This window comes from Sphaerisporangium dianthi, from assembly GCF_042654065.1.
In the GTDB taxonomy this organism is placed as follows: domain Bacteria; phylum Actinomycetota; class Actinomycetes; order Streptosporangiales; family Streptosporangiaceae; genus Sphaerisporangium; species Sphaerisporangium dianthi.
Map to the genome: position 1 here is coordinate 101,816 of NZ_JBHSFP010000015.1, position 13,406 is coordinate 115,221.

Genomic DNA, 13,406 nt, shown 5'->3' on the forward strand with positions numbered 1-13,406 from the left:
GACAACCGAGATGAGCAACCCCTTCGAGAACCCCGACGGCGTCTACTCGGTGCTGGTCAACGCCGAGGGCCAGCACAGCCTGTGGCCGGACTTCGCCGAGGTCCCCGCCGGGTGGACGGCCGTCCACGGACCCGCCGCCCGGCAGGAGTGCCTCGCCTACATCGAGGCCAACTGGACCGACATGCGCCCGAAGAGCCTCGTGGACCAGGACGGCTGACCCCGCCGCGGCCGCACCCGGCAAGAAGCCGGGTGCGGCCGCCGCACGCGAGAGGGCGGGCACGCGGGCGAGGAGCAAGGCGCGTACCGAGAGGCGCGTACTCAGAAGCGCGTACCGAGAAGCGCGTACCGAGAAGCGCACGTGAGAGGCGGCGCGCACGCGAGAGGGGCCGGGCCGCGAAGCGATTCGCGGCCCGGCCCCTCTCGTCGGTCGGTGCCCTGTCCGCGGAGGTGGGTCAGGAGGCCGGCTCGGTCACCTTGGTGGCGGGGGAGCCGTCGACGGCCGCCGCGAGCTGCGGCGCCAGCCGTTCGAGCGTGTACGGCAGGCTCAGCACCGAGACGAACGAGAAGGCGTTGCCGTAGTCGCCGGTCTCCCTGACGAAGATCTCGCGGCCCTGCTGGACCACCTTCAGGTCGCTGTACAGCTTGTCCTTGTGCAGCTTGGCCGCGTCCGCCGCCGGGTCGGCGACGATCCACACGATCGCGCCGGTGTCCAGCAGGTCGGTGCGCTCCTTGCTGATGTTGGCGCCGAACTCATCGCCGACGGCCTTGTCCAGGCCGGGCGGCAGCGAGAAGCCCAGCGAGCTCAGGATGCGCGAGCGGTTGTCCTGAGGTCCATACACGAAGATCCCCTCGTAGGGGGTGGCGATCACGGCGGTGGCGCCGGCGAACTCCGGGTGCTCCTTCTTCGCGGCCGTGAACTCGGCCTCGACGTCCCCGACGAGCTTCTTCGCCTCGGTCTCCTTGCCCAGCGCCCTGCCGATGATCTCGGTCTGCCGCTGCCACGGGACGCCGTAGTCGGCGTACTCCTTGGGCTGGGCCACCACAGGGGCGATCTTCGCCAGGGTCTCGTACTGGTCCTTCGTCAGCCCCGAGTACAGGGCGAGGATCAGGTCGGGAGCCAGCGAGGCGATCTTCTCCACCTGCGGTCCTGTGCCGGTGTCCTTCAGCACGGCCGGGACGGCGCCGGCGCCCAGCCTGCCCGCGGCCCAGGGGCCGATGGCGCCCTTGTAGCCGCCCAGCCACTCGGTGGTGCCGACGGGCACCGTGCCGAGGGCCAGCACGGAGTCCTGGTCGGTCAGGCCGACCGTGACGATCCGCTTCGGGGCGGCGGGAATGGCGGTGCTGCCGTACTTGTGCTCGATGGTCACCGGGAAGGCGCCGCCGCCCGGAGCGCCGGAGGCGGGACCGGCGGATCCGGCGGATCCGCTGCCGCTGCCGGATCCGGAGCCGCAGGCGGCGAGGGCGCCGCAGAGCAGCAGGACGGAGGCGAGCACCACGGCGATCCGGGTGCCTCTGGTGGAACGGGACATCGAGTTTCCTTCGACTTTCGTCAGACGGTTGGTGCGTTGTGCGTGGGGGGGCTTTGCGGGGCGCCGGAACGGGCGTCCGACCAGGATTCCCAGAGCGCGGCGTAGGGTCCTCCGGCGGTGCGCAGTTCGTCGTGGCCGCCGCTCTCCACGACCCGGCCGCCGTCCATGACGACGACGCGGTCGGCGGCCGCGGCCTGGGTGAGACGGTGGGCCACCACCAGGGCGGTGCGGCCCTCGATCGCCCGCCCGGCGGCCTGCTCCAGAGCGCGGGCCCCGGCGCTGCCCGCCTCGGCCGTCGCCTCGTCGAGTACGGCCACCGGCGGGTCGGCGAGGACCAGCCTGGCCAGGGCCAGCTGCTGGGTCTGCGTGGCGGTGAGGCGGTGACCGCCTTCGCCGACGACCGTCAAAAGGCCCTCTGGCAGCGTTTCGACCCAGGTCAGGGCATCGACGCGGGCCAGGGCCTCGCGCAGGTCGCCGTCGGAGGCCTGCGGCCGGGCCAGCCGCAGGTCGTCGGCGAGCGGTCCGGCGAAGACGTGCACCTCCTGGGTGACCAGTGCCACCGCCGGGCCCGGCCGGTCCCGCTCGGGGACGGCCAGCCGTACCGAACCGGTGGTCGGATGGTGGACGCCGGCGATGAGCTTGGCGAGCGTGGTCTTGCCCGCTCCGCTGGCGCCGACCAGCGCGACACGCTCGCCGCGGCGGATGACGAGGTCCACGGCGTGCAGCACGGGCCGTCCGGCCTCGTACGCGTACCCGGCCCCGCTCACGACCACCACGGCGTCCGCCGGGTCCTCGGCGGCCGGTGACCGGTCGCGCCGCCCGCCCGGCTCCGCCGGGTCCTCGGGGCTCACCTGGCTCGCCGGGCTCACCGGGGTCTCCGGGCTCGCCGGGCTCGCCGGGCTCGCCGGGCTCGCCGGGCTCGCCGGGGTCTCCGGGGTCTCCGGGGTCCCCGGGGTCCCCGGGTCTTCCGCCGCCGGTCCGCCGGCGACGCCGACCAGCCGGGCGAGGCTCGCGGCGGCCGACTGGGCGTCGTCGGCCAGGACCAGCGCGGAGTTGACCGGCGAGAACAGGCTGTGGAAGTACAGCGCCGCGGCGGTCGCGGCGCCGATGGAGGCGGCGCCGCCGCGCACCAGGAGGAAGCCGACGACCAGGACCGCGGCCAGGCCGGTGTACTCCGCCAGGTGCAGGCGGCTGTAGAAGCGCAGCACCAGCCGTACCCCGCGCATGGTCAGCTCCACCGCCGACCACGACCGCCGGGTCACCCGCTCGGCGTGTTCGGCCTCCAGCCGGAACGCGCGCACGGTGGAGGCGCCGCCGATGCTGTCCAGGAGCTGCTGCCGCTGGGCTCCGTCGGCGACGCGCTGGCGGGCGTACAGCGGCACGGCGTTGCGCACGTACCAGCGTGCGGTGTGCGCCTGGATCGGCACCGCCAGCAGCGCCGCGAGCAGGAACCGCCAGTCGAGCACGGCGAGCGCCCCGAGGGTGAGCACGATGGCCAGCAGCGAGCGGGCCAGTTCGGGAAGGGCGTTCCGCATCGCCTCGGCGACCTGCGAGACGTCGCCGGTGACCCGGGAGGTGAGGTCGCCGGACCCGGCGCGCTCCACCTGCGCGAGGGGCAGGCGCAGGGCGCGTTCGACGAACCGCTCGCGCAGCCGGGCGAGCACGGTCTCCCCGAGCCGGGATATCAGGGACAGCCCGAGCGCGGTGCCGGCCCCCTGGGTGATCGCGACCAGCACCAGCAGCGCCGCGGGCAGGGTGAGGGTCTCCGCGGGACGCCGGCCGGCGACGAGGTCGACGATGTGCCCAAGCAGCGGCGGGGTGAGCAGGCCGGCGGCCGTGGCGGCGACCATCACCGAGAACCCGCCGAGCGCCAGTCCCCGGTGCGGCCTCAGCAGTTCCCTCGCGGCGGCCCAGGTCCGAGCCGCGCTCGCCGTGGGCAGCAGCACCCGTCCCTCCTCCGGCGCGGCGCCGGGCGCGGTCGGTACAGGCGCGCGGTGATCCTCGGCGGGGCCCGCCGCCGTGCCGGTCATGCCAGCACCGCCGTCCGGTAGGCGGCCTGACGCCGCACCAGCTCGGCGTGCGGGGCGGTGTCGGCGACCCGGCCGTCGTGCAGCAGGACCACCCGGTCGGTCACCGCGAGCAGCGCGGGACTGGTGGTGACCAGGATCGTCGTGCGGCCGCGCCGGAACTCGCGGACGCCGGCGGCGACGCGCGCCTCGGTGACGGCGTCCACCGCGGTGGTCGGGTCGTGGACCACCAGTACGGGACGGTCGGCCGCCAGAGCCCGGGCGAGGGCCACGCGCTGGCGCTGCCCGCCCGACAGCGAGCGTCCGTGCTCGCTCACCGGCGTCTCACCGCCGAGCGGCAGCGCCCGGACGATCTCGTCGGCGCCGGCCGCCGCCATCGCGCGGGCGATCCGGCCGGAACCGTCGCCGCCGGGCGCGGTGGCGCCGGGGCCGACGTTGTCGTGCAGGGTGCCTTCGAACAGGTCGGCGTCGTGCCCGGCGACCAGCACCGCCATGCGGATGTCGGCCGGGTCCAGCTCGCGCAGCGGCACGCCGTCCAGCTCGACCATCCCGGCCTCGGGGTCGGCCTGGCGGCCGAGACAGCGCAGGAGCGCCGCCGCGTCCGCCGGGTCGGTCGCGGCCACGCCGAGCATCTCGCCGGGGGCGACGTCCAGGTCCACCTCGCGGAGCCCGCCGTGGCCGACGCCGCGCAGCCGAACCGCGCCCCGCACGGGGCGCGGCAGCCGCGCGCCGCCGGAGGTCACCTCCGGCGGCGCGGCCAGGACCCCGGCGATGCGCGCCGCCGAGGCCCGGCCCTGGGCGAGGTCGGCGTTGACGAAGGAGAACACCTCCAGCGGCCCCAGCAGGAACAGCGCGAGACCGACCGCGGAGACGAGCTGGCCCAGGCTGATGTCACCCTGGACGGCGAGCCGCCCGCCGACGAGCGCGACGACGGCGATGAAGCACCCCGTCAGGGCGAGCACCATGCCGCTCTGCAGCGCCTCCGCACGAGCCGCCCGCAGCGTGGCCACCAGAGAGTCGCGGCTGGTGCGCCGGTAGCGGGCGACGGCCGCGGACTCCGCGCCGATGCCCTTGAGCACGCGAAGCCCGGCCACCAGGTCGGTGGCGACACCCGAAGCGTGCGCGGCACGCTCCTGCTCGGCCTCGCTGCGGCGCTCCAGGGGCTTGCTGAGCAGGTGCCCGAGCCACAGCAGCACGGGCGTCCCGATCAGGACCATCAGGCCGAGCGGCACCGAGATCCGCAGCAGCACGACGGCGCCGACCAGCAGCCCCGTCAGCGCCGAGATCCCGATCATCAGGGCCATGGCGACGGCGCCGACGCGCTTGGCGTCCTCGGTCGCGATGGAGGCCAGGGCGCCCGGCAGCCTCCCGTTCTCCGCACCGCCGCCGGGGTCGAGCACGCGGCGCACGAGCTCGACGCGCAGGGTGTGCGCGCCCTGTTCGGCGGCTCGTTCCCCGGCGCGGGCGCCGAAGCGGAAGCTGAACGACAGTCCCACGTAGACGACGGCGAGCACCGCGAGCCAGAGCAGCAGCGCCCCCGCGTCGCCCTCGGCGACGGCCTGGTCGATCACGACGCCGATCAGGACCGGGACCAGCGCCTCCCCGGCCTGGTGCGCGGCTCCGAGCGCCGAACCGAGCGCGACGTCGCGCCGCTGCCCCCGGAGGGTGCGAAGGAGGACCGCTCGCCCCGGCGCGCCGCTCCGCGCTCCCGCGGAACCGCCGCCGGCGTCGGGGCCGCTCACCCGGCGCCCTTCAGGGAGGCGGCGGAGGGCACGGACGGGCGTCCCGCCGTGCCGAGGATCGAGCCGAGGATCTCCCCGGCCCGTACGGCGGTGGTCGACAGCAGCGTGGAGGTGATGCCGTGGGTGTGCTCGGTCGCGCCCTGCAGGTAGATGCCGCAGTCCATGTCGCCGGTGGTCTCGACGCGGTGGTCGCGGCCCACCCGCAGGGCGCCGCGCTCGTCGCGCCGGCAGTACCCGCCGGCCGCGCCGAGCAGGTCCAGCGGGTCGACCGGCCGGTATCCGGTGGCGTAGACCACGGCGTCCGCCCGCAGCCGCTCCGTCTCGCCGTTCGCGAGGGACCGCACGGTCACGTCCACGTGCGTGCCCTCGTCGCTCAGCCCGGTCACCCGGGACATGTTGAGGACGCGCAGACGCTCGGTCCCGGCCGCCCGCTCCTCGTACACTCGCCGGTACAGCTCCCGCAGCAGGTCGAGGTCGACGACGGCGTAGTTGGTGTTGCCGTGGTAGTCGAGCAGCATCCGCTTCACCTGCTCGGGGGCGGCGTAGAAGTCGTCCACGGCGGCCGGGTCGAAGATGCGGTTGGCGAAGGGGCTGTCGTCGGCCGGGCTGTACCCGTACCGGGCGAAGACCGCGCATATCTCGGCGCCGGGGTATTTGCGGTGCAGGTGTTCGGTGACCTCGGCGCCGCTCTGCCCGGCGCCCACGACGACGAACCGGCGCGGCGCGGCGGGCAGGCCGGCCAGGCGGGTGAGAAGCTCCTGGCTGTGCCACACCCGGCCGTCGGTCACGACCCCGTCCGGCAGCGTGGGCCGCAGGCCGGCCGCGACGACCAGGTTGCGGGCGCGGTAGGTCGCGAGCTCGCCGTCCGGCCCGCCGCTCTGGACGACGACGTCGAGCAGCCCGACGCGGCCGTCCGCGTCCTCGACCGGCCGCACGGTGACGACCTCGGCGCCGTACCGCACCTGGTCGTCGAAGTCGGCGGCCGCCCACGACAGGTAGTCGTGGAACTCCAGCCGGGTCGGGTAGATGGTCTTGAGGTTGATGAAGTCGGCCAGCCGGCCCTTGGCGTGCAGGTAGTTGACGAAGCTGTGGCGGCTGACCGGGTTGCGCATGCTGACCAGGTCCTTCAGGAAGGACACCTGCATCGTGGCGCCGTCGATGAGCATGTCACGGTGCCAGCCGAACGCCTGCTGCTTCTCCAGGAAGACGGCGTCCAGGGGGCTGTCCCCGCGCTCGCCGAGGGCGATGGCGAGGGCGAGGTTGGACGGGCCGAAGCCGATGCCGGCCAGATCGTAGACGCGGGTCACGGCGTCCGCTCCTTCATGCGGTCTGGTCCTTCGTGCGATGGGGGCGATGCCGGGAGGGGCCGGACGGGGGATCTTCGGGCCGGGCCGATCCGAGGGGGCCGGGGGATTCCCGTCGTGGCCGGTGGTGCCGTGCGCCGGCATGCGGCCTCCGGGCGTCGTAGGATGGAAGTAATGGTTAGGTATAGCTAACCTAAATAAGGTAAGGCATGCCTAAGTAACCATCCCGCGCTCATGGCTGTCAAGCCGCGGCCGGGTCCGCGGCGGAACCGGTGGGGTGGCCGGCGTCCGGTCTCGGGCGGCGCGCGGACCACTCGGGGTCATGGAGCCCATGGACGGCCCGAGGGCCCCGGCGAAAATGGCCGCTATGGCGCTCAATCTGATGATCAGTCATGACGATTGGAATTATTTGCCCAGGTCACCGTGACCGCCGTCTCTTTTACGGGTATGGCCGAAATTGATCCGTTCCGCGAAGAAAAACGGGAGGCGGTGAGGTCATGACTAGACCGACCGGCCTGGAAGCACACCCCGACATCGTGGCCATGCGGGCCAAGTACGAGCGGGCGAGCTCCAGCACGGCGGCACAGATGATAGACGGGCTGACGCTTCTGGCTGGGCTCTACCTCGCGATATCTCCATGGGTGGTGGGGTTCAACGGCCTGTCCCGGCTGTCGGTGAGCAATATGGTCACCGGGCTGGCCCTGGCCGCCCTCGCCCTGGGGTTCGCGTCGGCGTTCGGCCGGACGTACGGGCTGACATGGATCGCGCCGATCCTCGGGGTCTGGACGATCGTGTCCCCGTGGATCATCCGGTCGCATACGACCGGGTCGATCTGGAACAACGTCATCACCGGCATCGTCATCCTGCTGCTCGGCCTCGGCGCCATGGCGGTGGGGAGCCGCAAGATGCCGATGCCCATGCGGCAGTAGAGGAGCGGCCGGCAGGGTGTGGCGGGTCCGCCCGCCACACCCGCTGCGCGCCCCCGGCCGGCGGCCCGGCGCCGCGACGGTTCACCCGGCCGTTTGCCGCGCTCGGCACGGGTATGGGGTCATGGTGGAGCTGCGACAGAGCAATCCCCTCGAACCGGGCATTCGCCGCAGGCGCCGGGGGCGAGGGTTCAGCTATCACTGGCCGGACGGCCGGCCCGTCAAGAACCGCCGCATCCTGGCCAGGATCACCGCCCTCGCCATTCCTCCGGCGTGGCGGGAGGTGTGGATCTGCCGGGACGCCGACGGCCACATCCAGGCCGTCGGCACCGACACGGCGGGCCGGCGGCAGTACCGGTACCACGACGTCTGGCGGGAGGAGCAGGACCGTGCCAAGTTCGACCGCGTGTGCGAGATGGCGCGGCGGCTGCCGGCCTTCCGCGAGCGCGTCGGCAAGGACCTCGGGAAGCGCGGCCTCACGCGCGACCGCGTGCTCGCCGCCGCGGCCCGCATGCTCGACATCGGCTTCTTCCGCGTCGGCGGCGAGTCCTATGAGTCCTACGGGCTCGCGACGCTGCGCACCGAGCACGTGTCCTGCGCCGGCGGCATGGTGACCTGCGCGTACCCGGCCAAGGGCGGCAAGCCGCGAGAGGTGCGGCTCATCGACGCCGAGGTGTGCGAGGTCGTCTCCGCGCTCCACCGCGACGGCGAGGACGGTGAGCTGCTCCGCTACCAGGAAGGATCGGTCTGGGTGGACGTGCGCAGCGAGGACATCAACGCCTACCTGCGGGAGACCATGGACTTCGAGGTGACGGCCAAGGACTTCCGCACCTGGCACGCCACCGTGCTGGCGGCGGTGGGCCTCGCGGTCTCCGCCAGGGCCCGTAACCGGACCGGCAGGAAGCGCGCCGTGAGCCGCGTGATGAACGAGGTGGCCGACTACCTCGGCAACACCCCGGCCGTCGCCCGGGCCTCCTACGTCGACCCTCGCGTGGTCGACGCCTACGACAGGGGCCGCACGATCGAACGGGCGCTCGTCGAACTCGGCGCCGACGCCGGCTTCGGGCAACTCGCCACGCACGGCGGCGTCGAACGCGCGGTGATCACCTTGCTCCGCCGTTCATAGCCGCTCCCGGCCGCCGCCCGCCGGCGCCGGGGAAAGGAAAGGGAACGCCATGACCGACCTCAGGGACGGCCCGCCCGCCACCAAGCCGTACGCCACCCTCTCGACCGCCGACCTGGTCAAGAACCTGTCCGAGGACGTCTCCCGGCTGGTGCGTGACGAGATCAGGCTGGCCACCATCGAGCTCACCAGGAAGGGCCGCAGGGCCGGCCTGGGCGCCGGGCTGTTCGGCGGCGCCGGAGTGGTCGCCCTGTACGGAGGTGGCGCCCTGGTCGCCGCGCTGATCCTGCTGCTGGCCCAGGTGCTCGCGCCGTGGATCGCCGCCCTCATCGTCGGGGTGGCGCTGCTGATCGCCGCCGCGGTGCTCGGGCTGGTCGGCAAGCGGCAGGTCGCCGGCGCCACCCCACCCCTGCCCGAGGAGGCCATCCGCAGCATCAAGGCAGATGTCGACGCCGTGAAGGAGAGTGCACACCGATGACCGAAGACCCGATCGGCGCAGCCCAGCGCCCCACCGCGGGCGAGGTGGGCCTGCACAGGCAGGAACCCGGCACCGCCACGCCCGAGTCCGCCGGCCCGTCGCTGAACGTGCCGGAGGTCCACGCGCCTCCCAAGCCGTACGTGAAGCCCGTGGTCAGCCACGGCAGGGGAGACCCGCTCGCCGGACTGTCCGAGCCGCCGGAAAGGGCCGCCGCGGAGCAGGGCCGGACGCCCGAAGAGCCCGGCCGGACGCCCGGTGGGCTCCACCAGGCCGCCACCGGGCCCGGCCACGACTCGCCGAACGGCGATCGCGGAGGCACCCGCGTCTCCGAGGCCGACCGGCTGCGCGACGACATCGTGCACACCCGCGAAGAGCTCGGCCGCACGGTGGAGGCGCTCGCGCACAAGGTCGACGTGAAGTCCAGGGCGCAGCAGAAGATGGCCGACACCAAGGCCGTCGCCAGGCGGAAGGTCGCCGGCACCAAGGCCGCCGCCAAGGAGAAGGCCGCCGAGATGGCCGACCGCCTGCGCGGCGTCACCTCCCACACGCGCGCCGGCGCGCCGCCCGCGAGCACGGACTCCGAGATGGACACAGGGCTGGGCCTCGGCCCGGTCACGGCCCGCGAGCCGGTGCCCGAGCGGCTCAGGAGCATGGCGGAGGAGATGTCGGCCCAGGCCAGACGCCACCCCGGCGCGATCATCGCGGCGGGCGCCGCCACCGTGGCCGGAGCGGGCCTGCTCGCCTTGGTCCAGCGGCGCACCCGTCCGAGCACCTCCCACGAGGCCTGGCACGCGGCCCGGCGGGCCCGCGACCGCATGATGTCCCGCCACGGCTGACCCCGCGCGCCGCCCCGGCCCCGCGACGACCGCCGGGCCGGCGCGGCCGGGGACCGTCCGGTGACGCTCGCCGGGCCGGCGCGGCCGGGCAGCGTCCGGTGACGCCTCGTCATGCGGGCTCTCGGGCGGGCGATCTGCTGGGAAACAGCGGGTCATGGGCGGCATGTCGCAGTGGTGGACGGCGGCGGGGCGGGTGGATGCTCGAAGGTGTGCCGCCCGGCACCCGCCCGCCCCGCCGCCAGCCGCCGCGGAGCCCAGCCGCTCCGCCGTGCCCGTCGCGGCAGACCGCACGAGGTGAACCGCATGCCGCCGCATCCCAACATGGACCCCGAGCTGGCCGCGGGGCTGGAGCACGCCTTCATCCCGCCGGTGGACTTCGCCCGGATGTCGCCGGGAGACCTGCCGGAGCTGCGCCGGCGGATGGCCGGCGCGTTCGCGGACATGCCGCCGCTCACCGGGCCCGGCGTGACGACGGAGGACCGGTGGGTGCCGGGCCCCGACGGCGCGCCCGACCTCAGGGTCCGGATCTACCGCCCGGCCGAGCGCCGCGGCCCGCAGCCGCTGCCGTGCCTGTACTGGATCCACGGCGGCGGGATGATCCTCGGCCTGGTGGAGATGGACGACGCCCGGGTGGCCGGCCTGGTGCGGGAGGTGGGCTGCGTGGCCGTGTCGGTGGACTACCGCCTGGCCCCCGAGCACCCGCACCCGGCTCCCGTCGAGGACTGCTACGCCGGCCTGGTGTGGACGGCGAAGAACGCCGGCGAACTCGGCGTCGACCCGTGCCGCATCGCCGTCGGCGGCGGGAGCGCGGGAGGTGGGCTGGCCGCGGGCACCGTCCTGCTGGCCCGCGACCGCGGCACCCCGGCCGTCGCCTTCCAGCTGCTGCTGTCGCCCATGCTCGACGACCGGGACGCCACCCCCTCTGCCGCGCGGTTCGAGGAGGCGGTGGCGTGGAACCGCGCCGCCAACGCCTTCGGATGGCGGATGCTGCTCGGGGACGCGGCCGGCGCCGAGGGCGTCCCGCCGTACGCCGCACCCGCCAGGGCCGCCGACCTGACCGGGCTGCCGCCCGCCTACATCGACGTCGGCGAGCTGGAGGTCTTCCGCGACGAGTGCGCCGACTACGCCCGGCGGCTCGTCCAGGCGGAGGTGTCCACCGAGTTCCACCTGTACCCTGGCGCGTTCCACGGCTTCGACGCCCTGGTGCCGGGGGCCGAACTCAGCCGCAGGGCCACCGCGGAACGGGCGGCGGCCCTGCGCCGCGCGCTCAGCCGCTGACCGCGCGCCCGCCGGTCAGCCGGTGACCAGGCGGGCCAGCAGGGCGCCGCAGCCGGCGGCGGCGAGCCCGGCCGCGACGCCGGCGGCGACGTTGACGGCGGCGAGCAGCCGGGCGCCGTTCTGGATCAGGCGGAGCGTCTCGTAGCCGAAGGTCGAGTACGTGCTCAGCGCGCCGCAGAACCCGCTGCCGAGAAAGGCCATCGCCCCGTCGCCCGCGGGCAGCGCGACGAGGAAGCCCAGCAGCGCCGACCCGGCGACGTTCACGACGAACGTCCCGAAGGGGAAGGCCGCGTCGTGCATGCCCTGCACGGCGCGGTCGGTCAGGTAGCGCAGCGGCGCGCCCAGCGCCGCGCCCGCGGCCACGAGCAGCACGTTCACGGTGCGGCCTCACCGCGCGGGGCGCCGTAGCGGATCACCTCGACCGGGTCCAGCACCACCAGCCCCTCGGTGACCAGCTCGTCGAGCTGGGGGAGGAAGGCACGGATCGGCTCCTCCGCGTCCACGATGACGATCACGACGGGGAGGTCCTCGGACAGCGACAGGATGCGGGAGGTGTGGATGCGCGAGGCGGCCCCGAAGCCCTCGATGCCGCGGACGACGCTGGCCCCGGCCAGCCCAGCCTCGCGGGCGCGGCGCACGATCTCGTGGTACAGCGGCCGATGGCGCCACTGGTCGGACTCACCGACGAAGATCGACAACCGGACGGCGGGACCCTCGATCTTCATCATGACCGCCTCGTGCGGATCAGGCGCAGCGCCGCGCGCGTGAGCACGGCTCCGGCGTACACCGCGGGCACGGCGCACAGCACCGTCCCGGCCAGGTAGGCGAGCGCGACGCCGGGCGCGCCGGCGGCGGCCGCGCCGCCGATGTCCACGATGTACCCGGAGAAGGTGGTGTACCCGCCGAGTACCCCGACGCCGAGGAAGGGGCGCAGCAGCCGGTGCACCTGGCCGGCCTCGCTGATCGTGGTCATCAGGACCCCGATCAGCAGGCAGCCGGTGACGTTGATGGCGAAGGTCGCCCACGGGAAGCCGCCCGGCGGGTGCGGGAAGGCCGCGCCGATCCCGTATCGGGCCAGGGTGCCGGCCACCCCGCCCGCGGAGATCACGCCGAGCGTGGCCCACGGAGCCGGCGACGCTTTCATGAACCGACCTTATCGGCGGGCGCCGGACGGACCGGTCGCCGGGTCGCCGAGGTGGCGCGCGGGACGCCGGGGCGTCAGTCGACCTCGGCGCTGCCGCTGACCCGCAGCTTGCGCCGGGCCCGCTCGTAGAAGGTGGTGGTGCCGAGCCGGACCACGCGGCCGGCGGAGCGCACGGCCGTCACGGTGAGCCGGTCGCCCGGCGCCAGGTGCCCGCCGACCGAGCCGTCCACCTCGACGGCGAGCTGCCCGCTGCTCGGCAGCAGCTCCAGCATGACCTCCTCGTCGGCCGACAGCACAAGGGCCCGGTTGAACGACGAGTGGGCCGCCGCCGGGACCACGAGGAACCCTTCGACCAGCGGGGAGACCAGCGGGCCGCCGGCCGAGAAGTTGTAGGCGGTCGAACCGGTGGCCGTGGCCACGATGACCGCGTCGGAGGCGTAGCGGACGAAAGGGTGGCCGGCCACCGAGATCGACACCGCCGACAGCCCTTCGCCGGGGATGCGCACCAGCGCGATGTCGTTGAAGGCGGTGATCACCTCGCCGTCCGGCATGTGGGCGCGCACCGCCATGCGGGGCTCGACGGTGAAACGGTGGTCGTCGATGGCCGAGAGCGCGGGCGGCAGCTCGTCGACGTCGATCTCGGCGAGGAAGCCGAGCTTGCCGAGGTTGACGCCGAGGACGGGGGTGGAGCGCCCGGAGGCCAGCCGCATGGTGCGCAGCATCGTGCCGTCGCCGCCCAGGCTCACCAGCAGGTCGGCGCGTTCGGCCAGGGTCGCGGCGTCCACGCGCACGGCGCTGCAGTCGATGCGGTCGACCTCCTCCGGCAGGCCGAGTACGGTGACGGCTCTGGTGCGGGCCCACTCGACGATCGTGTCGATGGCCTCCTTGGAGTCACGCTGAGGGTGCAGCACCAGCCCTACGGTCTTGACCATGCCCATGCGCGCAACTGTACGGGGACCCGCGGACCGCCGGACGCCGGTGTCCCGCGTCCGTGCGCGGGCCGCCGGTCCGAGAAAACG

At 74.2% G+C, this 13,406-nt stretch carries 14 protein-coding genes; 6 read left to right on the top strand and 8 right to left on the bottom strand.

Annotation, left to right across the window (positions count from 1 at the left end; translation table 11 throughout):
* Positions 1-10 precede the first annotated feature (10 nt).
* Positions 11-217, top strand: a complete 207-nt coding sequence (locus ACFO60_RS21755) for an MbtH family protein (protein ID WP_380842843.1) — start codon at positions 11-13, stop codon at positions 215-217.
* A 235-nt stretch (positions 218-452) separates the two neighbouring features.
* On the opposite strand, the gene ACFO60_RS21760 is transcribed toward ACFO60_RS21755, so the two are convergent.
* Genes ACFO60_RS21760 through ACFO60_RS21775 form a run of 4 tightly spaced genes read right to left on the bottom strand, consistent with a single transcriptional unit; the run spans position 453 to position 6,605 of the window.
* A complete protein-coding gene (locus tag ACFO60_RS21760) occupies positions 453-1,529 on the bottom strand; it encodes an iron-siderophore ABC transporter substrate-binding protein (RefSeq protein WP_380842845.1) in 1,077 nt (358 codons plus the stop codon).
* A 20-nt stretch (positions 1,530-1,549) separates the two neighbouring features.
* Positions 1,550-3,559, bottom strand: coding sequence for an ABC transporter ATP-binding protein (locus ACFO60_RS21765; RefSeq protein WP_380842847.1), 2,010 nt, complete (start codon positions 3,557-3,559; stop codon positions 1,550-1,552).
* On the bottom strand, positions 3,556-5,298 hold the full coding sequence (locus tag ACFO60_RS21770; protein WP_380842849.1) for an ABC transporter ATP-binding protein: 1,743 nt from the start codon (positions 5,296-5,298) through the stop codon (positions 3,556-3,558). The genes ACFO60_RS21765 and ACFO60_RS21770 overlap by 4 nt, the downstream gene beginning before the upstream one ends.
* Complete coding sequence (locus ACFO60_RS21775) at positions 5,295-6,605, bottom strand: lysine N(6)-hydroxylase/L-ornithine N(5)-oxygenase family protein (RefSeq protein ID WP_380842851.1); 1,311 nt, start codon at positions 6,603-6,605, stop codon at positions 5,295-5,297. The genes ACFO60_RS21770 and ACFO60_RS21775 overlap by 4 nt, the downstream gene beginning before the upstream one ends.
* Positions 6,606-7,099: 494 nt before the next feature.
* Between ACFO60_RS21775 and ACFO60_RS21780 the strand changes: the two genes are divergently transcribed.
* The 5 genes from ACFO60_RS21780 (at position 7,100) to ACFO60_RS21800 (ending at position 11,243) form a co-directional block, all read left to right on the top strand.
* Positions 7,100-7,531, top strand: a complete 432-nt coding sequence (locus ACFO60_RS21780) for an SPW repeat protein (protein ID WP_380842853.1) — start codon at positions 7,100-7,102, stop codon at positions 7,529-7,531.
* A gap of 121 nt (positions 7,532-7,652) precedes the next feature.
* Positions 7,653-8,654 carry a DNA topoisomerase IB gene (locus ACFO60_RS21785; RefSeq protein WP_380842855.1) on the top strand — a complete coding sequence of 334 codons (1,002 nt, stop codon included), beginning with the start codon at positions 7,653-7,655 and terminating at the stop codon, positions 8,652-8,654.
* 49 nt (positions 8,655-8,703) lie between these two features.
* Positions 8,704-9,129 carry a phage holin family protein gene (locus tag ACFO60_RS21790; protein ID WP_380842857.1) on the top strand — a complete coding sequence of 142 codons (426 nt, stop codon included), beginning with the start codon at positions 8,704-8,706 and terminating at the stop codon, positions 9,127-9,129.
* A complete protein-coding gene (locus ACFO60_RS21795; RefSeq protein ID WP_380842859.1) occupies positions 9,126-9,965 on the top strand; it encodes a DUF3618 domain-containing protein in 840 nt (279 codons plus the stop codon). Before ACFO60_RS21790 ends, ACFO60_RS21795 begins: the two co-directional genes overlap by 4 nt.
* A gap of 303 nt (positions 9,966-10,268) precedes the next feature.
* Positions 10,269-11,243: an alpha/beta hydrolase gene (locus ACFO60_RS21800; protein ID WP_380842861.1), complete on the top strand. Its 975-nt coding sequence runs from the start codon at positions 10,269-10,271 to the stop codon at positions 11,241-11,243.
* 15 nt (positions 11,244-11,258) lie between these two features.
* On the opposite strand, the gene ACFO60_RS21805 is transcribed toward ACFO60_RS21800, so the two are convergent.
* The 4 genes from ACFO60_RS21805 to ACFO60_RS21820 form a co-directional block, all read right to left on the bottom strand.
* Positions 11,259-11,621, bottom strand: a complete 363-nt coding sequence (locus ACFO60_RS21805) for a fluoride efflux transporter FluC (RefSeq protein WP_380842863.1) — start codon at positions 11,619-11,621, stop codon at positions 11,259-11,261.
* Positions 11,618-11,971: a DUF190 domain-containing protein gene (locus ACFO60_RS21810; RefSeq protein ID WP_380842865.1), complete on the bottom strand. Its 354-nt coding sequence runs from the start codon at positions 11,969-11,971 to the stop codon at positions 11,618-11,620. Before ACFO60_RS21810 ends, ACFO60_RS21805 begins: the two co-directional genes overlap by 4 nt.
* Positions 11,968-12,387, bottom strand: coding sequence for a fluoride efflux transporter FluC (locus ACFO60_RS21815; protein ID WP_380842867.1), 420 nt, complete (start codon positions 12,385-12,387; stop codon positions 11,968-11,970). The genes ACFO60_RS21810 and ACFO60_RS21815 overlap by 4 nt, the downstream gene beginning before the upstream one ends.
* Positions 12,388-12,461: 74 nt before the next feature.
* Complete coding sequence (locus tag ACFO60_RS21820; protein WP_380842869.1) at positions 12,462-13,325, bottom strand: NAD(+)/NADH kinase; 864 nt, start codon at positions 13,323-13,325, stop codon at positions 12,462-12,464.
* Between the last annotated feature and the right edge of the window lie 81 nt (positions 13,326-13,406).